The sequence below is a fragment of the Arthrobacter sp. ASL1 genome, from assembly GCF_056680475.1.
The window spans coordinates 2,214,234-2,237,892 of sequence record NZ_CM155284.1; the positions used below are offsets into that span (position 1 = coordinate 2,214,234).

26 protein-coding genes and 3 tRNA genes are annotated in these 23,659 nt (G+C 66.3%); 10 read left to right on the top strand and 19 right to left on the bottom strand.

What is annotated here, in order from left to right; all coding sequences use genetic code 11:
- Positions 1-15: 15 nt before the first annotated feature.
- The 10 genes from AC1MEQ_RS10430 to AC1MEQ_RS10475 all read right to left on the bottom strand — a co-directional run bounded on the left by AC1MEQ_RS10430 (position 16) and on the right by AC1MEQ_RS10475 (position 8,112).
- Complete coding sequence (locus AC1MEQ_RS10430; RefSeq protein ID WP_479790486.1) at positions 16-783, bottom strand: urease accessory protein UreD; 768 nt, start codon at positions 781-783, stop codon at positions 16-18.
- Positions 784-875: 92 nt separating this feature from the next.
- Positions 876-1,493, bottom strand: a complete 618-nt coding sequence (ureG, locus tag AC1MEQ_RS10435) for an urease accessory protein UreG (protein WP_479790487.1) — start codon at positions 1,491-1,493, stop codon at positions 876-878.
- Between the two features lie 44 nt (positions 1,494-1,537).
- A complete protein-coding gene (locus AC1MEQ_RS10440) occupies positions 1,538-2,224 on the bottom strand; it encodes an urease accessory protein UreF (RefSeq protein WP_479790489.1) in 687 nt (228 codons plus the stop codon).
- Between the two features lie 10 nt (positions 2,225-2,234).
- Positions 2,235-2,708 (bottom strand): urease accessory protein UreE, encoded by a 474-nt coding sequence (ureE, locus tag AC1MEQ_RS10445; protein WP_479790490.1) that lies wholly within the window; start codon positions 2,706-2,708, stop codon positions 2,235-2,237.
- A 94-nt stretch (positions 2,709-2,802) separates the two neighbouring features.
- Positions 2,803-4,515, bottom strand: coding sequence for an urease subunit alpha (gene ureC, locus AC1MEQ_RS10450; protein WP_479790492.1), 1,713 nt, complete (start codon positions 4,513-4,515; stop codon positions 2,803-2,805).
- Complete coding sequence (locus AC1MEQ_RS10455) at positions 4,512-5,099, bottom strand: urease subunit beta (RefSeq protein ID WP_479790494.1); 588 nt, start codon at positions 5,097-5,099, stop codon at positions 4,512-4,514. Before AC1MEQ_RS10455 ends, ureC begins: the two co-directional genes overlap by 4 nt.
- A 19-nt stretch (positions 5,100-5,118) precedes the next feature.
- Complete coding sequence (locus tag AC1MEQ_RS10460) at positions 5,119-5,421, bottom strand: urease subunit gamma (protein ID WP_479790496.1); 303 nt, start codon at positions 5,419-5,421, stop codon at positions 5,119-5,121.
- Between the two features lie 595 nt (positions 5,422-6,016).
- The gene (locus tag AC1MEQ_RS10465) at positions 6,017-6,793 is read right to left on the bottom strand and encodes a hypothetical protein (protein ID WP_479790498.1); all 777 of its coding nucleotides are present in this window, start codon (positions 6,791-6,793) and stop codon (positions 6,017-6,019) included.
- Positions 6,790-7,734, bottom strand: a complete 945-nt coding sequence (locus AC1MEQ_RS10470) for an ATP-binding cassette domain-containing protein (RefSeq protein WP_479790499.1) — start codon at positions 7,732-7,734, stop codon at positions 6,790-6,792. Before AC1MEQ_RS10470 ends, AC1MEQ_RS10465 begins: the two co-directional genes overlap by 4 nt.
- 9 nt (positions 7,735-7,743) lie before the next feature.
- Positions 7,744-8,112 carry a GntR family transcriptional regulator gene (locus AC1MEQ_RS10475; RefSeq protein WP_479790501.1) on the bottom strand — a complete coding sequence of 123 codons (369 nt, stop codon included), beginning with the start codon at positions 8,110-8,112 and terminating at the stop codon, positions 7,744-7,746.
- A gap of 111 nt (positions 8,113-8,223) precedes the next feature.
- Between AC1MEQ_RS10475 and AC1MEQ_RS10480 the strand changes: the two genes are divergently transcribed.
- From AC1MEQ_RS10480 to AC1MEQ_RS10510, 7 genes are all read left to right on the top strand, one after another.
- A complete protein-coding gene (locus AC1MEQ_RS10480; protein ID WP_479790503.1) occupies positions 8,224-9,027 on the top strand; it encodes an exodeoxyribonuclease III in 804 nt (267 codons plus the stop codon).
- Positions 9,028-9,879 (top strand): DUF8083 family protein, encoded by an 852-nt coding sequence (locus AC1MEQ_RS10485; protein ID WP_479790505.1) that lies wholly within the window; start codon positions 9,028-9,030, stop codon positions 9,877-9,879.
- Positions 9,880-9,973: 94 nt separating this feature from the next.
- Positions 9,974-10,411, top strand: a complete 438-nt coding sequence (locus AC1MEQ_RS10490) for a hypothetical protein (protein WP_479790507.1) — start codon at positions 9,974-9,976, stop codon at positions 10,409-10,411.
- Entirely contained in the window at positions 10,408-12,000 is a 1,593-nt protein-coding gene (locus AC1MEQ_RS10495; protein WP_479790509.1) for a hypothetical protein, read from the top strand. Before AC1MEQ_RS10490 ends, AC1MEQ_RS10495 begins: the two co-directional genes overlap by 4 nt.
- Before the next feature lie 39 nt (positions 12,001-12,039).
- Positions 12,040-12,606, top strand: a complete 567-nt coding sequence (locus AC1MEQ_RS10500; RefSeq protein WP_479790511.1) for a hypothetical protein — start codon at positions 12,040-12,042, stop codon at positions 12,604-12,606.
- Positions 12,603-13,952 (top strand): hypothetical protein, encoded by a 1,350-nt coding sequence (locus tag AC1MEQ_RS10505; protein WP_479790512.1) that lies wholly within the window; start codon positions 12,603-12,605, stop codon positions 13,950-13,952. Before AC1MEQ_RS10500 ends, AC1MEQ_RS10505 begins: the two co-directional genes overlap by 4 nt.
- Before the next feature lie 121 nt (positions 13,953-14,073).
- Positions 14,074-15,783: a glycoside hydrolase family 13 protein gene (locus AC1MEQ_RS10510; protein WP_479790514.1), complete on the top strand. Its 1,710-nt coding sequence runs from the start codon at positions 14,074-14,076 to the stop codon at positions 15,781-15,783.
- 1 nt (position 15,784) lies between these two features.
- On the opposite strand, the gene AC1MEQ_RS10515 is transcribed toward AC1MEQ_RS10510, so the two are convergent.
- The 8 genes from AC1MEQ_RS10515 to AC1MEQ_RS10550 form a co-directional block, all read right to left on the bottom strand.
- The gene (locus tag AC1MEQ_RS10515; RefSeq protein ID WP_479790516.1) at positions 15,785-16,399 is read right to left on the bottom strand and encodes a hypothetical protein; all 615 of its coding nucleotides are present in this window, start codon (positions 16,397-16,399) and stop codon (positions 15,785-15,787) included.
- Complete coding sequence (locus AC1MEQ_RS10520; RefSeq protein WP_479790518.1) at positions 16,396-16,974, bottom strand: hypothetical protein; 579 nt, start codon at positions 16,972-16,974, stop codon at positions 16,396-16,398. The genes AC1MEQ_RS10515 and AC1MEQ_RS10520 overlap by 4 nt, the downstream gene beginning before the upstream one ends.
- Positions 16,971-17,339: a hypothetical protein gene (locus AC1MEQ_RS10525; RefSeq protein WP_479790519.1), complete on the bottom strand. Its 369-nt coding sequence runs from the start codon at positions 17,337-17,339 to the stop codon at positions 16,971-16,973. The genes AC1MEQ_RS10520 and AC1MEQ_RS10525 overlap by 4 nt, the downstream gene beginning before the upstream one ends.
- Positions 17,336-17,527, bottom strand: coding sequence for a hypothetical protein (locus tag AC1MEQ_RS10530; protein WP_479790521.1), 192 nt, complete (start codon positions 17,525-17,527; stop codon positions 17,336-17,338). The genes AC1MEQ_RS10525 and AC1MEQ_RS10530 overlap by 4 nt, the downstream gene beginning before the upstream one ends.
- Positions 17,524-18,033 (bottom strand): Asp23/Gls24 family envelope stress response protein, encoded by a 510-nt coding sequence (locus AC1MEQ_RS10535; protein WP_479790522.1) that lies wholly within the window; start codon positions 18,031-18,033, stop codon positions 17,524-17,526. Before AC1MEQ_RS10535 ends, AC1MEQ_RS10530 begins: the two co-directional genes overlap by 4 nt.
- 105 nt (positions 18,034-18,138) lie before the next feature.
- Positions 18,139-18,214, bottom strand: a tRNA-Phe gene (locus AC1MEQ_RS10540).
- Positions 18,215-18,266: 52 nt separating this feature from the next.
- Positions 18,267-18,340, bottom strand: a tRNA-Asp gene (locus AC1MEQ_RS10545).
- Between the two features lie 81 nt (positions 18,341-18,421).
- A tRNA-Glu gene (locus AC1MEQ_RS10550) sits at positions 18,422-18,494 on the bottom strand.
- A gap of 127 nt (positions 18,495-18,621) precedes the next feature.
- Here AC1MEQ_RS10550 and AC1MEQ_RS10555 point away from each other — a divergent pair.
- Both AC1MEQ_RS10555 and AC1MEQ_RS10560 read left to right on the top strand, forming a co-directional pair.
- Positions 18,622-18,993: a metallopeptidase family protein gene (locus AC1MEQ_RS10555; protein WP_479790524.1), complete on the top strand. Its 372-nt coding sequence runs from the start codon at positions 18,622-18,624 to the stop codon at positions 18,991-18,993.
- A 327-nt stretch (positions 18,994-19,320) separates the two neighbouring features.
- Positions 19,321-21,015 carry a C40 family peptidase gene (locus tag AC1MEQ_RS10560; RefSeq protein ID WP_479790526.1) on the top strand — a complete coding sequence of 565 codons (1,695 nt, stop codon included), beginning with the start codon at positions 19,321-19,323 and terminating at the stop codon, positions 21,013-21,015.
- Positions 21,016-21,108: 93 nt separating this feature from the next.
- Here the strand turns inward: AC1MEQ_RS10560 and AC1MEQ_RS10565 are convergent, their stop codons facing one another.
- On the bottom strand, positions 21,109-22,077 hold the full coding sequence (locus AC1MEQ_RS10565; RefSeq protein ID WP_479790528.1) for a universal stress protein: 969 nt from the start codon (positions 22,075-22,077) through the stop codon (positions 21,109-21,111).
- A gap of 125 nt (positions 22,078-22,202) precedes the next feature.
- Between AC1MEQ_RS10565 and AC1MEQ_RS10570 the strand changes: the two genes are divergently transcribed.
- The gene (locus tag AC1MEQ_RS10570; RefSeq protein ID WP_479790530.1) at positions 22,203-23,645 is read left to right on the top strand and encodes an NCS2 family permease; all 1,443 of its coding nucleotides are present in this window, start codon (positions 22,203-22,205) and stop codon (positions 23,643-23,645) included.
- Positions 23,646-23,659 lie beyond the last annotated feature (14 nt).

A 23,659-nucleotide genomic window follows, 5' to 3' on the forward strand; every position in this document is an offset into this window, starting at 1 on the left:
CCGGCATGCATCCGATTAACTCTTGCGCAGGTTGACGGGGCCCTGGTTGTTCCAGCCTTGGCGGAGCGCGCTGACCACCGTGGTGATGATGCGGTTCAGTTCCTCCGTTGATCCCGCCTGGGCGCGTAGCGCGAAGCCGGGACACTGGAGCAGGCTGATGCCCATCAGGCCGCGCGGGTCCAAAGGCTTGAGCAGTTCGCCCAGGCGTCGAACGAGTTCCTGGTCGACGCGGCGGTCCACGACCAGCAACGAGGCCACATGGGTCTCGTTGCCCAGGAACGTCATGTCCTCGACCTCGGTGGTTCCGGGCCGGATTAGTACGTGGTCCAGGACTTCGAGTCGTCCATCGATGTAGACGTCGGTCCGCAGCCTGACCTCGTCGAATCGGAAGCGGGCTCCGTCGGGCGACCACCCGGGGGTCACCACCTCAGCCATGACCAATGTGGCGTCGGAGTGCATGTAGACGGTGTTGCGCTGCCGATAGGTCGACTGCCGGTAGGCGATCAGCTGGTCGGGCAGGTATTCCAGGGCGGCACCCGCCCCGAGTCGGATGTGCGTGTCCTGCTGCACGTGCCCATTCGGGGTGCGGTAGACCTTGGTAGCCGATTGGGTGGTGAGCAGGAGGCTGGCCCCCTCGTCCACTTCGATGTCGATGCCATAGCGGTCGCCCCCGAGATACCCGCCGCCGGGATTGACGATCACGTAGGTGACCTGTCCGGAATCATCCAGGTAATGCGGCCGGATCACCCGCAAGGCCCCTTGGTGGTACTGCCGGGTGGCCATGGACCGACCAGCCCGCAATCCGATGCCCAGCCGCAGTTCCCCCACCGTCCGGGCTGGCAGGACAGGTGGGGCAGACGGCGCGTTGGCGGCGCTCACTGTTGCAGGTCGAGCATCAAGACGTCCCGTTTGATCCAGTCCAGGACGTAGTCGAGGCCCTCGTCGGTTTTGAGGTTAGTGAGGCAGAACGGCCGGGTGCCACCGAATTCGCGGGAATCCGACTCCATGACCGACAAATCCGCGCCGACGTAGGGGGCTAGGTCCGTCTTGTTGATGATGAACAGGTCGGACTTGATCATGCCTTGGCCGGCCTTGCGTGGGATCTTCTCGCCCTGGGCGACGTCGATGATGTAGATGGAGAAGTCGACCAGCTCGGGGCTGAAGGTGGCCGAGAGGTTGTCCCCACCGGATTCGATGAACACCACCTGCAGGTCCGGATGCCGTTTGACCAGGTCCTGGACCGCTGCCGAGTTCATCGAGGTGTCTTCGCGGATGGCCGTGTGGGGGCATCCACCGGTTTCGATGCCGACAATCCGGTCCAGCGGCAGGATGCCGTTGGCGGCCAGGATCTTTGCGTCCTCGATGGTGTAGATGTCGTTGGTGATGGCGGCCATGGAGATCTCTTCGCTGAGGTGGCGCGTGATGCGCTCGACCAGCTGGGTCTTGCCGGCCCCGACGGGCCCGCCGATGCCGATCTTGATGGGTTCCATCATGTTCTCCTTCTGCTTCTGGTTGGATGGGTCTGGTCGGGCAGTGGTCAGGACATGAACATCCTGGCGCGCTGGTATTCGTGGCGCATCTGCGCGATTTCCAGCGCCGGGGCGGTAATGCCCAGGTCGTCGGGATCGAGCCCGGTGATCAGCTCCACGGCGGCCGCGACCTCGGCGTGGGAGGCGCGCAACACCCGCTGGCCGGCGTTTTGTCCAATCGGGATCGCGCGGATGGCGTTTTGCGTCAACGACGTGACCGTCGAGAACAGATAGGTCCCGAGCAGCTCCGGCTGCGGAACCCCGAGCCGGCGCCCCGCCAGGCCGAAGGCGATCGCTGGGTGGCCGGCGCACTCCCCGTCGGCCACGTCTTGGCCGTATTCCTCCAAGGACTGGCAGGGGACCACCAGCTGCGCGATCTGCAGCATCCGTGCCCCCATCGTGGCCCCGGCGGCCCGGATCTGCCGGGGCAGTGCCTGCGCGGCCATCCGGCGGTCAAGGTCGCGCACTTCCTCACGGCTGCCCACACCGGCGGCGAGCCGGACCGCCAACCCATCGCTGTATGTCAGTTGTTGGTGGAGGAATTGACGCAGCCAGCTTCCAAAGCTCGCTTCGTCGTGCACCAGGTCCCGTTCGAGGTAGCTCTCGAGCCCGAAGGAGTGGCTGAAGGCCCCGGTCGGCAAGGCCGAATCGGAGAGCTGCAGCAGGGGCAACAGGTAGCTGGCGGGTGCCGTCATGGAGGACTGCCTAGTGCGTGTGCTCGGCATGGCGGAAGGGCACCGGCATGACACGATCCTGCCGCGAATGCGGGACGTCGACGTGGCGCAGGTAGTCCTCGATCGTATGGTCGTACTGGACCACCATGACCTGCGCCCCGTAGGCGCCGTCCGCATCGAAGAACTGCGCCTGCATGTGCCGGTTCCCGAGGTTGTGCGCCACCGTCCCCATCTCGCGGATACTGCGCGGCGCGATGACCAGGACGTCGGTGGGAAGGACCGAGATCACGATGTAGTTTGTCTCGTCCCGGTAGAGCAGGTCGCCGTCCCGCAGGTCCCGGGCGGTAGACAAGCGGATGCCGACGTCCCTGCCGTGGTCGGTGGTCACCCGTTGGACGCGTTTGACCAGTTCGGTGCCGGGCAACACGATCTTCTCCTCATGCAGTCCTTCCAGGCCAGTCGTATCGAGGTCGTATTTGTTGGCGATCACTGAGTCAAGGATCATCTCTGCTCTTTCTGCGGAACCTGGCTGCATTCGGGAAGGGGCCGGCGTCGATCCTGCCGTGGCTGGGGCGGCGCCGACCTGGTCTGCGCCTCCGTTAGAAGAGGAAATACCGTTGAGCCAACGGCAGGACCTCGGAGGGTTCACAGGTCGCTATTTCCCCGTCGACGGTCACCGTGTAGGTCTCCGGATCCACGGCGATCTCCGGGGTCTCCCCATTGAATTTGAGATCCGCCTTGGTCAACGTGCGGATGCCGTGCGCGGGACGGATCACCCGGCGCAGCTTCAACCGATCAGGTACGCCTTCATCGATCGCCGCCTGGGACAGGAAGGTGATCGATGCGGCATGGACGGCTTTGCCCAGGGCTCCGAAGCTGTGCCGGTAGGTCCGGGGTTGGGGGGTCGGGATGGATCCGTTCGAGTCCCCCATGACCGACATGACGATCTGTCCGCCCTTGATCACCATTTCCGGTTTCGCGCCGAAGAATTTCGGATCCCAGAGGACGAGATCTGCAAATTTTCCGACCTCGATGCTGCCGACGCTGTCGGCGATGCCCTGCGCCAAGGCGGGGTTGATCGTGTACTTGGCGACGTAGCGCTTGAGCCTGAAGTTGTCTCCCACCGCCGGGTCCTCGGCCATCCGTCCGCGCTGTCGCTTCATGGCATCGGCGACCTGCCACGTGCGCAGGACCACCTCGCCGACCCGCCCCATGGCCTGGGAGTCGGAACTGGTGATGGAGAAGACGCCCAGGTCGTGGAGCACGTCCTCGGCGGCGATGGTCTCCTTGCGGATCCGCGAATCGGCAAATGCGACGTCCTCGGGGATATCCGGATTGAGGTGGTGGGCGACCATGACCATGTCGAGATGCTCGTCCACCGTGTTGTTGGTGTACGGAAGGGTCGGGTTGGTGGAGGCCGGCAGCACGTTGGGCATCCCGGCCATGCGGATGATGTCCGGCGCATGTCCCCCACCAGCGCCTTCGGTGTGGAAGGTGTGGATGACCCGCCCGTCGATGGCGCGGATGGTGTCCTCCACGAACCCGCATTCATTCAGCGTGTCGGCGTGGATGGCGATCTGGATGTCGAATTCGTCGGCCACGCGCAAGGACATGTCGATGGACGAGGTGGTCGCACCCCAGTCCTCGTGGATCTTCAAGCCGATGGCACCGGCCCGGATCTGCTCGGCCAATGGTCCGCGGGAACTGGCATGCCCCTTGCCCAGCACACCGATGTTCACGGGCAGGTCCTCCATCGACTGCAGCATCCTGGCGATATGCCAGGCCCCGGGGGTGACGGTCGTGGCCTTCGAGGCATCGGAGGGGCCGGCACCGCCACCAATGAGCGTGGTCACCCCGGAGGCAAGGGCGACAGGGACCTGATCGGGGCTGACGAAATGGACGTGGGTGTCTACCCCGCCAGCCGTGAGGATCCGATGTTCGCCGGCGATGACGTCCGTGGATGCGCCGATGACGATGTCCACGCCGTCGCTGATGTCGGGGTTGCCGGCCTTGCCGATCTTGAAGATATGGCCATCGCGAAGCGCGACATCTGCCTTGTAGATGCCCGTGTAGTCCAGCACCACCACGTTGGTGATCACCGTGTCGGGAATGCCCTGATCCCGGGTCCGCTGGCCGTTCTGGCCCATGCCGTCGCGGATGACCTTTCCGCCGCCGAACACCGCTTCTTCGCCATACCGGGTGTAGTCCTTCTCGATTTCCAGCAGAAGTTCGGTATCGCCGAGCCGGATCGCGTCCCCGGTCGTTGGCCCATACATCTCCGCATACTGCTTGCGGGTCATCTCGAAGCTCATGCGTCCTCCTCCGGGGCGTCTTGGTCCGTGGTGTCATCCTCGGCCGAGGAACCGCTATCCACGACGGCGCGGGTGGCCCCGGCCAACGCCTCCCGGGCGGTCTCGGGTCCGCGGTTCTCGTCGACGGGGTCCCAGCCAAAGGTCGTATGGAAGCCCACATGGTCGTGGCCGACGTTTTCCACGTCGATGTCGTAGCCTTCGGCCACATCGGGAGCGCTCACAGGCCGGATGCCGGCGGTACCGCCGATGGCATCTGTGTCCTTGGCCGGGACGCTGCCGCCGATCGATCCATTCACCAGGTTCTGCAGCCCGTAGACTTCTCGGTTCCCTGCCAGCTCCACGAGGTGGACGCTGCGGGCGTCTCCCGGCTCAAACCGGACTGCGGTTCCTGCCGGGATATCCAGGCGGAACCCGCGGGCAGCGACGCGGTCCAGATCCAGGGAGTGGTTGACTTCGGCGAAGTGGTAGTGGGATCCGACCTGGATGGGCCGGTCGCCGAGATTGGTGACGTTCAGGACGCGGGTTTCGCCACCGTCGTTGCAGACGATGGGTTCATCCCTCAGCACGTATTCTCCGGGTATCATTTCGGCTCCCTCGGCTCGATCAGCGAATGGGGTTGTGGACGGTGACCAGTTTGGTGCCGTCGCGGAACGTCGCCTCGACCTGGACATCATCGATCATTTCGGGGATGCCTTCCATGACGTCTTCGCGTGTCAGGAGGGTTGTTCCGTAGCTCATGAGATCGGCGACGGAACGGCCATCGCGCGCACCCTCGACGAGTTCGTAGCTGATGATCGCGATCGCTTCGGGATGGTTGAGCTTCAGCCCCCGTTGCTGCCGCCTCCGTGCCAGATCTGCTGCAACGACGAGCATGAGTTTTTCGTGCTCACGGGGCGATAAATGCATATGGAACTCCTCGGTTCACGTGCCAACTGTAGAGTCCACCCGTTATCTGCGACCGGCCAGAGAATAGGCCGGGAGGTCCGTGGATAGGACAACAGTAACAGGGGTTCCTCCGGCTGACACAGCTCAACGTTCGGCAACCTCTTCGTCACCATATACCTGCTTGCCAGAGTGGGACAGTGCTCCCGTGACCTACCCGGGCCGGCCAGCCGGAGCCACGGTCCAACGATTCCTCGACAGCGCGTTTGGACGAGCACGGGGCCACCGCAGGCGATCCATGATGCGGGCGGTTCGGCAGGCCCCGGCGGTAGTGCCCGCCGGCGGGCGCCTCTCGGATCGAGCTGGGTATGCGTACCTTCACACGGCCCGAACGGATCGGCGGTCGTTCGGTAGCCGGCGTACAACGTCCCGCGAATGCCGGTGAAGCCTCTTGCTCGAGGCCCCCGCGCGTCGACGAGTAGAGGCTCCGGCGCTGCGCGTGGCGGGACCGGAGCCTCTACACCGGCGCCTCGACGCCTCGGTTTTTTGCGGCGCACGGCTTCCTGATGGGCGGACCAGCTCGGTCGTGGCCCCTGGGTCGTATGTTCTTCGACGGTATTTACCGACCCACGGGAGCCCGTCGCAACACCAGCCAGCTGCCTGCGGCGCTGAGCATGCCGAGCACGATCAGGATCACGGCGATCTTGGCAACGATATCGGTGCTGAAGAACGACGCCACGTCCACTCCGAGGGCCAGGAGCATCCAGGCCAGCAGCAGCGATACGGCGATGATTCCGAACACCACCAGCAGGACGCCCTTCTGGTTCCACCGAACAAAAACGGACGCGAACATCGTCCCGACGAAGAGGGTCAACATGCTGATGCCGGAGCCCATGAGGAAGATGTCAAGGTAGCTGCCGTTGCCCATGACGTAGACGTCGAACATGTGCGTGCCGGTGAACCAGTGCCCCGTGGCCTTCTCGATGGCCAGGAAGACCGTCATGGCGACGCCGATGTAGACGGACTCGAGCAGCAGGGCGATGGCCGTTCCCTTCCAGTACTGGTGGCGGGTGGCACCCATTCCCATCGCAAACGGCATGGTCCGTGCATACGCCATGGCGCCGACGCTGACGAAGTAGCCGCCGAAGCACCACAGAGGCGCCTGGTTGTAGCGGAATCCCTCGCTGAGCTCGGCCAGGTCCGTCGGGACGAAGGCCCGTAGTAGGAGCATGACCACCACGCAGACTGCGGTGGTCACGGCGAAGATGAACGTCGGCACCCCGATTAGCCGCATGGGATCCGCGAAGTGCAGGCGGACGATCTTCATCAGGGGGCCGGCTGGCCGGTGTGCACTCCGGTCCGCGGGAAAGGTTGGGGAAAGCTGGCTCGTCGTCATCGGATGGCCTCCTCGGCCTCGTGCTGGTTCTGTGGATGGGACCCGGCTGCGGCAACGGACGATTCCCCGCTATCGAGCAGTCCGTAGGCTGCGACGAGTTCCTGGAGAGACACCGGGCCGACTTCCAGTCCGGCGGCCTTTGCGTCGGAGCGCAGTGCCCCATCCGGTGTCCCGGCGATGGTGACCGAGCGCAGCCCGCCCAGGGCTTGGCTGCGGAGGATCTGTCGACTGCCGACAACGCTTTCGACGCCTCTGGCGACCCCGGAAAGTGTGAAGGCCGAGCGGCTGGCTTCCTCAACGGATGAGTCCAACACCTTCCGCCCGTCCTGGAGCACGATGACGTGTTCCAGGAGGTTGGCAGCCTCGTCGATCAGGTGCGTGGACATGAGGATAGTGCGCGGATGCTCCATGTAGTCCTCAAGCAAGAGGTCGTAGAAGATGCCGCGAGCGGTGGCATCCAAGCCCAGGTACGGCTCGTCGAAGAAGGTCACCGAAGCCCGTGAGGCCAGCCCGACGACGATGGCCACCGCGGAGAGCTGTCCTCGCGAGAGTTTCTTGATGGGTGTCTTCAGCGGCAACCGGAACTCACCAACCAGCCGTCGGGCGAGGTCGGCATCCCAACCTGCATAGAACCAGGCGGCGGCCCGGACCACGTGCGATACCTTGAACTCCTCGGGGTACTTCTGGTTTTCCCGGGCGAAGCTGAGACCAGCCAGCACCTGCGCATTCTCGAACGGTTCTGCCCCGAGGACCCGGGCTTGCCCGGAAGTCTTCAGTTCCTGCCCCGCAAGGATCGACATCAGCGTTGTCTTGCCGGCGCCGTTGCGGCCCAACAGCCCGCAAATAGTGTTCTTCTCGATGCCGAGCGTCAGGTTGTCCAGCACCGTCGTGGCACCGTATTTCTTGGTCAGCGACCGGGTTTCGATTGCAAGGTTCATCATGTCCCTACCTCAAGCTTGTCCGGCGACAACGGCGCGTTGGCCGATCATCGCGATGAGTTCGTCGGCATCGATTCCCAGACGGGATGCCTCGTGCAGCAGCGGAACCACATACTGGTCGCCAAAGGCCTCCCGCCGCGTCGCCGTGAGAGTGGCGCGTGCGCCGGTGGATACAAACATGCCGATTCCCCTCTTCTTGTGGAGGACTCCGGCGTCGACCAACCGGTTCAGGCCCTTTCCGGCGGTTGCCGGGTTGATGCGCATGAATGCCGCGAATTCATTCGTTGAGGGGACCTGGGTGCCCTCCGGATAAGTGCCATCGAGGATGCGGCCCTCGATCTCCTCGGCCAGCTGGATGAAGATCGGCTTCGATTCATCCATCGCGGGAACCTGCCTTCGTTGGTTCATTACTCATGTAGCTAACCAAACCACCTGGACGACGCCGCGTCAAGGCCTCGCCGCCGGTCGGCCCCGGGTTGATAGGTTGGGGACGTGAAGATTGCAACCTGGAACGTGAACTCCCTCCGAGCCCGTGCCGACCGCGTGGAAGACTGGCTGCGCCGCACCGACGTCGACGTCCTGGCGATCCAGGAGACGAAGTGCAAGGACGAGAACTTCCCCTGGGAGCTGTTCGAGAACAACGACTACGAGGTCGCCCACTTCGGCTTCAGCCAGTGGAATGGCGTGGCCATTGCCTCCCGCGTCGGACTCGACGACGTCGAGCGCACCTTCGCCGGACAACCGGCCTTCGGCAAGGGCGGGAAGGATCCCGTCCAGGAGGCTCGCGCCATCGGCGCAACCTGTGGCGGGGTGCGCATCTGGAGCCTGTATGTTCCCAACGGGCGCGGGCTGCAGGACGAGCACATGCCCTACAAGCTCGATTGGCTGCGCCAGCTCCGGGACGATGCCACCGGCTGGCTCGCCGATGACCCATCCGCGCAGATCGCCTTGATGGGCGACTGGAACATCGCCCCGCGCAACGAGGACGTCTGGGACATCGATTTCTTCGTCGAGAACGAGATGACCCACGTCTCCGTGCCGGAGCGGGCCGCCTTCAGCGCCTTCGTCGACGCCGGGTTCGCCGACGTCGTCCGTCCCCACACCCCCGGGCCCGGCGTCTACACCTACTGGGACTACACCCAGTTGCGCTTTCCGAAGAAGGAAGGCATGCGCATCGACTTCACGTTGGCCTCCCCCGCACTGGCCGAGCGTGTCGGATCCGCCTGGATCGACCGCGAGGAGCGCAAGGGCAAGGGCGCCTCCGACCACGCACCCGTGGTCGTGGAGCTCGGCTAGATGGCCTCACGGGGGACCAGCGCGCGCCGCCGGCTACCGCCGACGTCGTATCTGCGCGTCTTCGAACCACTGCGCGCGTTCGACGACGATGCCCAGCTGGCCATTTCGGCGCAACGCGGAGTGGGCAGGACAGATTTCGAGGAGCGTTCCGCCGAGGATGCCCTCGACCGCCTGACGCGCGGCATTCCCGACCCGTTCCCCCACGAACAGGCCGAACGCTACCGCGAGCTGCACTATCCGGGAGCCAATGGCTTGACCGCCCCCTACTACTGCCCGGACCAGTTGCCCGCGCGGGCGACCTTGGCTGCCGAGCAACTCGATTCCACCATGCGTCCGGCACTGCTGGAACTCCTGGTTCCCGACGTCGCACGGGGCGCCAATGCCGAACGCATCGGACATGAGGCCTTCGCCGAAGCGGTTGCTGCGCTCCACACCCGCAGCGCCACCTGGGGCATCCCGCTGGCATGGTTCGTGCTGCTCACAGAGGAGGACCACTGCGAGATCGAGGAGGACGGAACCACACTGCTGACGGTTCGGCTGAGCGCCCCCGCGATCCAGGTCCTGGAGCGGGCCCGGTTCGCGGCGGCATCGCTGGCCATCCACGCGCCGGAATTGGACATCTTGGACGAGCTCACTTCGCTCAGCGAGTGGCTGGGGCTGTTCCACGAAGATTCCATCGTCGAGATGGACTACGGCCCCGTTTGCGAACGCGTCTGGCCGGACGAGTCGTCACAGGACCTCAAACTCGGTATCGAGTCGCTGGCGGAGCAGGACATGCTCGGGGCGGCAGCCGCCTACCGCCGGCTGACCACCCGCTGGATGGCGGTCCGCCAGCTGGCCCGCGCCAACTAATCCCGTCGACCGTGAGCGGTTCGCTGACATGGGGAGTTCTCCCCATCGCACGACGCCGGATTGTCATCTAGGCTCTTTTATCGAGGAGGTAGATATGTCCACGAAGTACAACATCCAGGTCACAGATGCCCGGTCGGCGGTGACCAACGCGCGGAACGAATTCGATGACCTCGATGGCCAGGAGGGCCGCATCGAGGTGGCGGGCGAGGCTTTGGCCAATGCGCTCGAGGAAGACCGGCTCAACACAGCGCTGGTGCAGGTCTTCTCGGACTTCCTCAAGCCGTGGACCGTGACCCTCGTGGACCATGGCAACAACCTGCTCAATGCCGCCGACTCGATCATCTCCGAGTTCGTGGCCGCTGATGGCGCTATGGAAGACTCCGCGAACAGGCAGCACGTCAGGGACATCGCCAAGATCATCGACACGGTCGACGACACCCCCGACTACGATCCGGATTCCTCGACGTCCTCGACGTCGGCGGCAAACACCTACGGCGGAGCCAACAGCAGCGACGGAAGGCATGAGTGGTGACAGCACCCGAGGGGACCTATATATCGTCCATCGTCTTCATCAACTACCTCCCGGCGAAACTCCCTGAGCCCGAGGAGATCCGCGCCGCCGGGACGACATTCAAGGACAAGGGTGACCAGGTCGACACCGGCTATTCGGATACGGTCACGCATTGGAACAAGCTGGCTGCGGCCGCGACCTACCCGAACGACAACACCGTCAACAACGGCTTTGCCACGGAAATCCGCCCGCTGGCCGAAGCCGTCGTCTCCGGGATCAACAGCATCAAGACCGCCACCGACGACTTCGCCGAGAGCCTCGACGGCTTCAAGTCGACGCATTCGAACCTCAAGACCGAGGTCGAAAACTTCAACGCCCTTCCCTCCTCGACCTACTCGGATGCCCAGAAGGAAGAGGCCGGGGAAGACGGGACGACCCTGCCGGCAACGCGCACCAGCGCAGAACGTTCCCGCATCATTGGACTTCTGCAGACGGCCAAGGAGAGCTACCAGGGCTACATCGACACCTGCGCATCAGCCATCGAGGCAGCCAGCCCGGCTGCGGCGACCCCTTCCACAGGCAAGGCCACGGTCGCGGTGATCAAGGGGTTCAAGAACACCTACAACATGGTCAACACGAATGTGGACCGGGCCGCCAAGCTCGACGTGACCAAGGGCGGCCGCCTCAAGCTGGTCTGGTCGATGAACGAGCGTTCGCTGTCCCAGTTCGCGTTCGATGGTGCACCCAACCTCAAGAAGTTCCTGGTCGACGGGAAGCTCGGTCCGTTCACCGCCTCGGAATTCGTGACCCGCCATGCGGACGAATTCGCCAAGTGGGCCGACGGCAAGTTCGTCGACTTCACCAGCACGGCCAACACCTGGACGGACAGCGTCCTCAAGCCCGGGTTCATGCTCATGCTTCCCGCGGCGGTGCGCGACAAGCTCTCCAACGTCTTCGGCCGCAACCAGGGCCGCTGGGGCAAGGGCAACAAGCAGCTGTTCTGGGAAAGCAACAAGCACGGCAAGACGAAGTTCAAGGTGCACCTCACGGGCGAGGGGCCCCGGTCGCGCTTCGATAAGTTCTCCAAGGGAGTCGACAAGTTCGACGGCGTCCTCGACAAGATCAACAAGAGCCCCATCACCAAGTGGGGCGGACGGGGGCTGGGTCTCCTGGACACGGGGATGACCTACTACGACTCCTTCACCAGCAACTACAACGAGGAGTTGCGCAACAACCCCGGCGCGGATCCGGAGGACATCCGCAATGAAGCCATCAAGTCCACGGCCGTTGAGGGCACCGCCGAGACGGCTGGCAAGATCGCCGGTGGCGTCGCCGGCCGTGCCCTCGGGGCCGCGGCCGGCCAGGCCCTGATCCCGATCCCCGGTGTCGGAGCGGCCGTCGGCGGGTTCGTCGGCGGGCTGGCCGGCGAATGGGTGGGCGGCAAGATCGGCAAGGGCGTCGGCGAATTCATGAACGACTGGCGCCAGGGCGGCCCCAGCAAGGCCTTCTCGGAAGCCGGCGATGCCATCGGCGACGCAGGAAAGGCCGTGGGCGAAGGCCTGAAGGACATCGGCAAGGGTATCGGAGAGAAGCTCTTCGGGTGGGGCTAGTAGGCTCGATGGCACGCGCGCAATGGGAGGAACACCTGGATGATTGAAGATACCAACTGGTACCTGCTGTACGAGCCCACCTTCTGGGGTGGTGTCGTCGTCGCGCTCCTGCTGTGGTGGATCCCGACGTGGATCGCACGTAAGGGCCTGGGCGGCTCGTGGCGCAGCTGGGTGTTGGCACCGGCCATCCCCTTCCAGATCTCGGCGCGGAACACCTGGCCGTTCATGTTCGCCGCCGCATCCGTTGCCGTGGCGATCGCCCTGCTCTCGCTGCCGGCCGAGGTCATGGGGTGGGAGCAAGCCCGCGAAACCGTCTGGAACTTCTTCTTCGTCCCCTGGGCATTCGTCATCCTGTCCTTCATATGGTGGCCGCTATGGCTGAGTCCTCGCTGGTACCGCGCGTGGGCCAAGCGCGGCGGCACCCGCGAGACCAACCCGTGGTCCGATCCGGAGATCGCAGCCGTGCGCGCCGCCACGGCGTCCAAAAAAAGGGACAGGCAATTGGCGGATATCGAGCGCTGCCGGGCCAAGGCCCAGGAGATGGGCCACCACGACACCGGATCCGAGCCCGACACGGCCGATCCGCAGGAGGGAACCAGGTCATGACCACGGCCACTGGACGCACCGGAAGCATCGCCCTTGACCTGCCCGGTGGGTGGGAAGTGGGCCCCGAACGCCCGGAATACGAGCTGTTGGCGTTCGCGCCCGCACCGACCGAATCGTTCGGGCCGACCGTCGTCGTCACCGTCAACCCGTACCGCGGAAGCATCGCCGAGTTCATGGAGCGCGCTCTCGAGGGGATCGCCGAGGCGACGACGGCTCCACAAGTGGTGGACATCCGCCCCTGGACCGCGGCACCCGATGCCGAGGTGGGCGAGCTCGATGCCGCCGAGGCGTTGTCCGGACGTGCCGTGATGTACACCCATCTCTCCCCCAGCCACGGACTGAGCCTGTTCACCACGGAATTCCTCCGCATTGAGCGCGGGCTGGCCATCCAGGTCACCGCCACGGCGACAGTCCAGCAGTGGCAGTTCTTCGGGCCCCTGCTCAACCGCCTCGGCGGCGCCGTCCGGCTCACCGCCGCGGCCGCCGGTCAGAAAGCGGACGCCGAGCCGGCCCCCACCCCCTCCGGTGCCGTGGATCCGGTCGCCTCGGCGGCCTTCGGCCATGACGTCGAGAAGATCGACGGCATCGTGAAGGCACAGCCCTATGAGTACGACGGCGTCTGGGTCCACGGCCGCACCATCGAGGTGCTCACCGAGCTGTCCGACGGACTGAAGCTCGGGATGCTGCACAAGTCCTCCTACGCCGAGCAGCTCCGTGAGCTCGAGGCCCTCGAATTCGTCCGTGGGACCCGGTTGACCGACCTCGGCGAGGCTGTCGGTGCGCACCTGTCGGATCCGCAGGCCTCCTACCGCATCACCGGGCTTGATTCCGGCGGGGAGTCCTGGTTCCAGGCCTGGGCCCACGGCCCGACGGCACTCATCGTCGCCGAGCCCGGCTACCACCGGGTCCTCGGCGGACAGCCGGCCGAGCGGCCGTCGAACGAACACTTCAACCTCCAGTTGGTGCCCCTGACCCAGTTGTCCACGCTCATGGCACGGTGGGTCGGCCTGCAGCCGGCCTGGAACCTGGCGCTGCTGCCGAACCCGCTACCCGTCGACGACCTCGCCCGCGGCTGGTTGGGCGACCGGACGCCCCCGAAGGACAGCAATGCGGCCATGCAGGTCTGGTGGGACGAACCCTGGTTCTCCTGGACGTTGACCTCCACGGGCATCGACTCCGAGCCCGACGACGTCGCCTACTTCAACGGCGGCCGCGTGGGCCACCAGCGCCTTTTCAACGAGGGGGATGCGGCGACCTTCGTGCCGACCGAGTCGACGTTCGTCTTCACCCAGCTCGAAGACCGCATCCAGGCCACCATCTTCGGCCGCCAGGCGGTCGTGCCGTAGCGCCCGCGCCTGCGGACCGACGCACCGGCGCCGGGCCATGCCCATTGCCTTAGGCTGGGAGGCAGACGATTAGCACGGCCGCCTACCGGCCGGCCCCCGGCCCCACATCTTGGAGGAAACCATGCCCCAGCACGCCCAGCACATCCCTTGGTGGCAGGACGCGGTCATCTACCAGGTGTACCCCCGCTCGTTCGCGGACGCCGACGCCGACGGCATGGGCGACCTGCGGGGTGTGGCCTCGAAACTCGACTACCTGAAGAATCTCGGCGTCGACGCCGTCTGGCTCTCACCGTTCTACAAGTCCCCGCAGGCCGATGCCGGCTACGACGTCGCCGACTACCGACAGATCGATCCCCGCTTCGGCACCCTCGCCGACTTCGACGACATGCTCGCACGCGCCCACGCCCAGGGCACACGGATCATCGTGGACCTCGTGCCGAACCACACCTCGGACGAGCACGTGTGGTTCCAGGAGGCCCTGGCCGCCTCCCCCGGGTCCCCCGAGCGCGACCGCTATATCTTCCGCGACGGCAAGGGCCCGAAGGGGGACGGGGAACCGAACAACTGGCAGTCGCTCTTCGGTGGTCCGGCCTGGACCCGCACGTTCAATGCAGACGGCACGCCCGGGCAGTGGTACCTCCACCTCTTCGACGTGAAGCAGCCGGATCTGAACTGGGACAACGACGAGGTCCACGCCGAGATGCGCGATGTGCTGCGCTTCTGGCTTGATCGTGGCGTGGACGGCTTCCGCGTGGACGTCGCCCACGGCATGGTCAAGGCCGAGGGCCTGCCGGACTGGTCGGAGAAGGTCAGCATGGTGCAGGGCACTGAGAAGGCCGCGGTCAAGGAGTCTCCTCCGTATCTCGACCAGGAGGGCGTGCACGCGATCTACGAGGAATGGAACGCCGTGCTGGCCGAGTACGAGGGCGACCGGATGATGGTGGCCGAAGCCTGGGTCGAGCCCATGGAGCGGATCTTCCGCTATGTGCGCGAGGGCGAGATGCAGCAGGCCTTCAACTTCGGCTTCCTGCTGGCGGGCTGGAGCGCACCGAACATCGTGGAGAACGTCACCGAGACCCTCGCGGAGGCGGCGGTCGTCGGCGCCCCGCCCACGTGGGTGCTCTCCAACCACGACACCGTGAGGCATTGCTCGCGCTTCGGTCTCGCGGATCCCACGACGTTCCCCAAGGGCATCGCGGTCCGTGACGAACAGCCAGATGAGGCGCTCGGCGCCGCCCGGGGCCGTGCTGCCGCGATGGTCATGCTGGCCCTGCCGGGATCCGCCTACGTCTACCAGGGCGACGAGTTGACACTGCCCGAACACACCACCTTGCCGGACGAGTACCGCCAGGATCCGAGCTTTTTCCGCACGAACGGCGTCGAGCGCGGCCGCGATGGCTGCCGCATCCCCATGCCATGGACCGCCGCAACCCCCGGTTTCGGGTTCTCCCGCACAGTGGACGACGGCGATGCGCCGGCTACCGCCGGTGCCACCCCCTGGCTGCCGCAGCCGGAGAGCTACTCCCGGTACGCTGCCGACCAGCAGGTGGGGGTGGCCGGCTCGGCCTTCGAGCTCTACCGCTCGCTGCTGGCCGTGCGCAGGGACCGTGAACTCGGACGCGGCAAGCTCGAGTGGGCGCCGCAGAACGCCCCGGCAGACGGGGTGCTGTCCTACGCCAACGGCGAGCTGCAAGTGCTGGCCAATATGGGTACCGGCCCGGTGGAAGTGCCGGCCCAGCTGACCGTCGCGGTGGCCAGCAGCCCCGACGCGGTCACCGATGAGGGCCAGCTCATCCCCGACGCCGCGCTCTGGCTCCTGCCGCGCAGCTAGCTCAGCGCACGCGTTCGGCGCGTGACATGCGGGTCCGGGCGCCGGTGGCCAAGTGGATGACCACCGGACCACTGGCGCCCAACATCCCGTCCATGTCCACGACGAGGCCGGCCAGGTCTTCGGCGATGCGGTGCGGTGCAGCACCGAGGCGGGGCTGGACCTTGATCCGCAATCCTGCCTCGTGTTGTGGGGACGTCCATGACGTGACGGACACCGTGACCAGGTCGGGCCGTCCGGCCAAGGCCGCCTTGAATGCCTGTTCGGGGACGGCCGCAGACAGTTCCACGATGCCGCGCGTGGCCTCCTCGCGGAACTCGCGGACGAAGATTCCCGTCTTGCCCTGCCCCTGAACGGCGACCCACCAGATCATCAGCAGGACGAGTGCGATCATCACCACGGAGATCACGATCCACAGCCAGGAGTCCCGTTGACCCTCCAGCGTGGTTGCATCGAGCAGGCCGGCGAACCCGGTTCCCACCCGGTCGGCGAGCCCACGCCACCCGTCGGCGTAGGCGGGGATGGCCACCAGCAGCAGGCCATGCAGCCCCATCCCGCTCAGGGCCAAGCCCAGAAGCGTCAACACGATTCTGTTGGTGATGCGAGGGGTCCTGTTCATTGCCCCACCACCCCCGATTCGGCAACCTGCACCCGGACGGCGGGCACCGGTTCGATCCGGTTGGCCCGCAATTCATCTTCGATGGCCGCGTGGACGACGGCGGCATTGATGCCGATGCCCGACGTCGGCCGCAGCTGCACGTCGACGTGGTTGCGGCTGACGATCACCACGACCTGTTCTGGTGTCACCCCGGCCTCGGTGCGGGCCCGTCGGGCCAGCGTGGATGCCAGCACCCCGTCGTCCACGATCACGATGGCGCGGTCGTTGGGGATGGCGTGCCGGGCGCGGCGTCCAGGCAGGATCCCGTGGAGCAGGAAGAAGATGCCCAGTGCCAGCAGGACCAGCGATCCGGCGGCCAGGACCAGCGGGTTGGCAGAATCCGGCAGGTCGGTCAGCCACTGGCCCCACTGGCCCGGGGAGCGGATCCAGACGTCCTGGCCCAGTGATTTCATGGCCGCCTCGAACATGAAGTAGAGGCAGATGACGGTCACCATCACGGCGGCGATGATGGCCGCGGTGGACCGGGCGCTGTGCAGTTCGTGCGACTGGAGCTTGCGGCGTTCGTCGTCGTTCATGCCATCCTCCTTCGGCGCAGGACCACGCCGGTGACCCGGACATCGACGCGGCTGATGTGGGATCCGGTCAGCGCAATGAAACGGTCCCGCACGTCCGAGCGGGCATCCCGGGCGCGGGACAACACGGATTCCCGTGGATTGACGGCATCGGTCCGCCCGTAAACCAGCGGGGAAATGGGCATCGGCAGGCTCAGGCCCAACGCCAGCGCCCCGTATTCGTCGTTCAGCGCCACCCGGATTTCGCCCGGCTGCACCTCGAAGACCTCTGCGGCGATGATCCGCGCGGAGCTGGTCAACGCCTGGGTGCTGACGCGGGTATGACCGGCCAGGGCGCGTGGCCCGGGCCCATGGTTCGGTGAGCTCACGACGAGGAACGCCGTCCCGTGAGGGCATCCCGGACCGAACGCAGGTCGAGGCGGCCGTCCACGAAGCGGCCGATGAGGGCCCCGAGGACGAGGAAGAGCGCCATGAGCAGGAAACCGCCGAAGCCGTATGACAGTGCCGACCAGCCCAGCACAGCGGCGATGGCCAGTCCAAGGAGTGTGGGGTTCATGGTTGCTCCGCAGGGTCGGTGATGGATCCGCCAGCGGCCCCGGCGGCTGGGGTGTTCGGCGCTCGCACCGGCGGTTCCGGCAGCCCCGGCACGGACGTGGTGTGGGCCGGAGCGGCGGACGTTTCGGGAATGTGCACGTCACCGATCTCCACGTTGACCTCGATGACGGACAAGCCGGTGATCTGCTCGACCGCAACGTAGACGGCGGCACGGACCCCGTCGGCGATCTGCTGCAGGGGCAGGCCGTAGGCGGCGGTGAGGATGATGTCGACGGCGACCTCGCGTTGCCCCACTTCCGCGGCGACCCCCGGAGATCCCTCGCCGGCCCCGACGGCTCCGCGCAATGCCCCCAGGGCGCGGTTGGAGCCGACTCCCAGGAACTGCACCCCGGGTACCGAGCGTGCGGCGCTTGCCGCGACCTTGGCGACTGCGGTGTCGGAGATCGACGTGGCCCCCGTCGCCGGCGTGGCAGCCGGCTGCGCGGAGGGGTGCCCAGACTGGTCCATGGTGGGGGCCTTTCATTGGGAGCGCGGTTTGAGAACCACCCTACCGCCCCCGGGTCGGCGGCCACGGACGCAGAAAACCCCCCGGGGTTCCCGAGGGGTTCTAGCTGGTGGCTCCGACCGGCGTCGATCCGGTGACCTTTCGATTTTCAGTCGAACGCTCTACCAACTGAGCTACAGAGCCTGGCATCATCTAGGATGATCACCGTGGTTCCCCGTGCTACGGAAAACCAAAGCGACCCTGACGGGACTTGAACCCGCGACCTCCGCCGTGACAGGGCGGCGCGCTAACCAGCTGCGCTACAGGGCCTAGTTCACAAGGTTTTACCCTCGCTTCACAAGTCCAAAACTTTACCAGAGATTCTCGCACCGGCGAAATCAGGACCTGCTGTACCCCCAACGGGATTCGAACCCGTGCCGCCGCCGTGAAAGGGCGGTGTCCTAGGCCGCTAGACGATGGGGGCCGGACGGCTGCCGAACACAAGTGTCCCGCAGCGACCTCATCAACTATAAGGCACCGTGTCGCCTGTGCAAAACCGCTGCAAAACCGCGCGTGGCAGCCACGCGGAGGCCCGCGGATAGAGTCCACACATGAGCTACAGCATGACGCCCGACGAGTTCGAGGCCGCCGTCTCCGACGCGCTCGCGAACATTCCCGGGCCGCTTCTCGACATGATGGACAACGTCGCGGTCTTCATCGAAGACCGCTACGAACCGCAGCCGGGGGAGGACGCGCAGACGTCGCTGCTGGGACTGTACGAGGGGGTGCCCCTCACCGAACGCGACGACGGGTGGGCCGCCGGCGCCCTCCCGGACCGCATCATCATCTTCCAGGAGGACACCCTGGCGGCCTGCGGTTCGCGCGAGGAGGTGATCGCCGAGGTCCAGATCACCGTAGTCCACGAAGTCGCGCATCATTTTGGCATCGACGACGACAAACTGCACCGCCTGGGCTGGGGATGACCGTCATCTTTCCGCAACCTTTGCGCCACCACCCCGGGAGCCGGGCTCTCGTCCGGATTCGGTCCCAACCCCGGCAATCTGGGCCCTGATCCCCGAAACGCCGGGATGAAAGCAACAAAATGACACGGATGTTATTTATGATGTTCAAGTGACTCGTGTTGCCACTGTTACATTAAGTCGCCTATTCTCTTGTGAAGCAGTAACTGAACCGTGATCCGACGCGCTGGCGCGACCAGCAGCTGGCGATCCCGTTTGGTTCATCATTCGCAGTGAGGACTCAGTATGGCCAAGGGGCAACTTCTAGGCGTCGCGACGTGCACACTCGCCTTGATCGGCGGAACTCTCATCTCCGGGACCGCGGCATCTGCCGCGCCGGCCACGATCGATTCGACCATCGGCACCACGGCGTTCGGCACCGTGTTCCCGGCCGCGGTTCCCGCTGCCCCCGCCACTCGGACCCTGCCGACGCGGGCCGAGGTCACCGCCGCGAAGAAGGACCCGGCAGCCCTGAAGTCCATGGTTACCTCGCTCGAGGGGCTCATCCTCGACTCGAATGATGACCTGGCGGCAGCCGAGGCTTCGGCCCTCAACGACCAGGATGCCTACGAGACGACATCCGGGGTCCTGGCCGAACGCAATGCAGCGGCCGCCACGGCCCGGACGGAAGCGGCCAAGGCCACCAAGTACTACGACGCCGTGAAGAAGCAAGTCGGCCAGCTCGCGGGCGACCTCTACCGCAACGGTGGCATCAACCCGGGCGTCACCTCGATGTTGAACGCATCCGAGCACAACGACGTCCTCTACAAGGCGGCCACCATGCAGACGCTGGCCGCCAACCGCTCCGCCACGCTGACGACGGCCCAGCAGGCCGCCTCGCTGTGGGCCGAATGGCAGAACTACGCAGCCGACGCCGAGTCAGCCGCCGCCGACGCCGCGGACGCCAACGAAAACGCGCTCACCGCTGCCGAACAAACCCGCTCCGCCTATGCGACCCGGGTTGACGACCAGAAGAAGCTCCGCGACGAACTCATCGGGCAACTCGCCTACCTCCAGGACACCGAACGCGCTGCAGAGGCCAAGCGCGTCACGAAGCTGGAGAACCAGCAGCGCGAAGATCGGCTGAAGGCCGAACTGGCAGCCGCGCCGGCACAGCCGGCCAGCGTGAAGCCGGCGAAGGAACCAGTACTCGCCGCCGCCCCGGAGGCCGTCCCGGACGTGGTGCCGACCTCGACCTCGCTGGCACCGACCAGCAGGCCACAGGCCACCCGCGACCGTCCGGCCACCGTGGCCGCCAACGCGCCGGCCCCGGCGTCTCAGCCGGCCAGCGCCGCCGAGCCCCGGGCCGTGGCAGCGTCCACGCCGAAGCCCATCACCACGGACACCGCGTCAAAGGCCCGCGAGAATGCGCGGGCAGAGGCAGCAGCACAGAAGAAGACTGACGCCGCGGCGGCACGGGCAGCAGCGCAGGACCGGGCACAAGCTGCCCGGGACGAGGCAGCCCGCCAGGAAGCCGCACGCCAGCAGGCAGCCCGGGACGAGGCAGCCCGCCAGGAAGCCGCACGCCAGCAGGCAGCCCGGGACGAGGCGGCCCGTCAGGAAGCCGCACGCCAGCAGGCCGCAGAGGAAGCCGCCCGGGCCTCCTCCGGATCCTCGAAGGAATCAGCCATCGCCTGGGCGCTGAAGACGGCAGCGGATGACAGCAACTACTACGTCTACGGTGGAAACGGCCCCGACGCGTATGACTGCTCCAGTTTCGTCCAGGCGGCCTTCGCCAAGAGCGGCATCTCGGTCCCCCGGACCTCCTCCAGCCAATACTTCGCCGGGGGGACCAAGATCCCGGTGAGCCAGTTGAAGCGCGGTGACCTGGTGTTCTCCTCCAGCAACGGCGGCTCGTCGTTCTACCACGTGGCCATCTACCTGGGGAACGGGCAGGTCGTCCACGCCCGCAACCCCAGCGTCGGCATCTCGACCACGCCGCTGAGCTGGGTCAACAACATGTACTCCTACGGCGTCCGGTACTAGTCAGGGACCGACCACCGCGCCACGCTGAAATGCCCGCTTCCTGCAGGAAGCGGGCATTTCAGTATCGGGTTCTATCCGGCGTCTCCGGGCGGGTCATGCCCCGTCGGCGTCGTCGAAATCGGAGCGGTCATCCAACCGCGGGTCCGGCGAATCCGGCACGACGAGCACCGGCCCCTTGGAGTGGTGCAGGACGCCCTGCGAGGTGGAGCCCAGCAGCATGCCGGCAAAACCGCCGCGGCCGCGAGAACCCGTCACCATCAGGGTCGCCTTGGCCGATTCCTCGATGAGGACCTCGATCGGTGCCCCCTCGATGACCTCGGTCTCGATGACCAGATCGGGGAAGTGGCTGGCGAGCCAGCGGGTACCAACGGCGAGCTGGCGGCGCACGTCGATGGTCAGCGCCTCCTGGTCGACCGTGGCGGGCATCCAGGCCAGCGATCCGCTGACCGGGGGCAGGGCGCAGACGATGCGCAGCGCGATCCCCCGTGTCGTTGCCTGTTCGGCGGCGACCAGCACGGCACGGCGCGCCCGGTCGGAGCCGTCGACGCCGACGACGACGACGTCGCGGATGGACGGATCCTGCGGGGTCCGTTTCGACACGCACAAGGGCACGACGACGGTGGGGCACTTGGCGTGGGCGGGCAGGGCGCTGCTGACGGATCCGAGCAGCCGGCCGACGAAGCCGCCGCGGCCGCGGGTGCCGACCACGACGAGGTCGGCCTCCTCGCTGAGCTCCATCAGCACGCCGGAGGGGTCCCCGGATTCGATGCGCAGGCGCACGTCCACGCCGATGTCCCCGATCCTGGCCTTCGCGGCGTCGAGGACCTCCTGGGCGCCGTCGCGGATGACCTGGTCATCCAGGGTGGCGTATCCGGCGTCCATGCTGGACGCGGCGAAGACGGGAATCGTGTAGGAGGTGACGATGTTCAACGGGACACCCCGCCGTCGTGCCTCGGCCGCCGCCCAGTCCAGGGCGCACAGCGCCGGGTCGGAGCCGTCGACGCCGACGACAATCCCGTCCGCCGCAGCCGCGGCCTCCTGTGGAACGCTGGCTTCGCTCATGATGGTCACTCCTTGGCAGTCGGGTCGTGGTGTCTTCCGGCTAGTTCCCACCGTGGTGGTCTTGTTCCTCACACTACCCACTTCCGGCTCGTTTGAACCCACTGGCGCCCACTAGGATTCTGCCCATGGCTAAAACCGGGCTCGGCACCCTCGACCGCTACTTCAAGATCACCGAACGCGGTTCCACCTACTCACGGGAGATCCGGGGCGGCCTGGCCACCTTCTTCGCGATGAGCTACATCGTGGTGCTCAACCCGTTGATCCTCTCCGGCGCCGACGCCACCGGTGCCGAGCTCGGTGCGGCCCGCGTGGCCGCGGCGACCGCGCTGGTCGCCGGCGTGCTGACCATCCTCATGGGCGCCTGGGCCAAGCACCCCTTCGCCATGGCGACCGGGCTGGGCGTCAACGCCTTCGTCGCCGTCACCGTTGCCACCAACCCGGGCCTGACGTGGCCCGACGTCATGGGCCTGGTGGTCATTTCCGGTGTCACCATGCTGGTCCTGGTGCTCACCGGTTTCCGGACCGCGGTGTTCAACGCCGTGCCGCCGAGCCTGAAGACCGCGATCGTGGTCGGCATCGGCATGTTCATCGCCTTGATCGGCCTGGTCAACGCCGGCTTCGTGCGGCGCATCCCGGACGCCGCAGGGACCACGGTGCCCGTCGGGCTCGGGTTCGACGGCGAACTCATCGGCTGGCCGACACTGGTCTTCGTCGTCGGCCTGCTGCTGACCATGGGCCTGGTGATCCGCAAGGTCAAGGGCGCGATCCTCATCGGCATCGTCGTCGCCTCCGTGCTGGCCAACATCCTCGAGGCCATCTTCCACATCGGCCCGTCCTTCGACGGCGCCGGTGCGCACCCCCAGGGCTGGTCCCTGGTGGTGCCCTCGATGCCCGACTGGGCCGCCCCCGACCTGAGCCTGATCGGCCAGGCCAACGTGGTCGGCCCGTTCCAGCACCTGGGCACGACGTCGGCCCTGCTGCTCGCGTTCGTCATTCTCCTGTCGATCTTCTTCGACGCCATGGGCACCATGGTCGGGCTGGCCAACGAGGCCGGCAACGTCGACGAGGACGGGAACATCTACGACGTCGACCGCGTCCTGCTGGTCGATTCCCTCGGGGCGATCGCCGGCGGCGGCGCCTCGGCGTCGTCCAGCCAGATCTACGTCGAATCGGGGGCGGGCATCGGCGAGGGGGCCCGTACAGGCCTGGCCTCCATCGTGACCGGCCTGTTGTTCATCGCCGCCATGTTCCTCACGCCGCTGATCCACCTGGTCCCCTTCGAGGCCGTCGCCCCGGCGCTGGTGGTCGTCGGCTTCATGATGATCACCCAGGTCACCAGGATCGACTGGACGGACTGGGGCGTCGCCCTGCCGGCCTTCCTGACGTTCATCCTCATGCCGTTCACCTACTCGATCGCCAACGGCATCGGCGCCGGCTTCGTCGCCTACGTCTTCGTGCGCTCGGTCCAGGGCCGGGCGAAGGAGATCCACCCGCTGATGTGGGCGGTCGCGGCGGCGTTCGTGCTGTTCTTCGGCATCGGGGTCATCGAGCAGGCCGTCGGCGTCTAGCCCTGCCGGCGGGG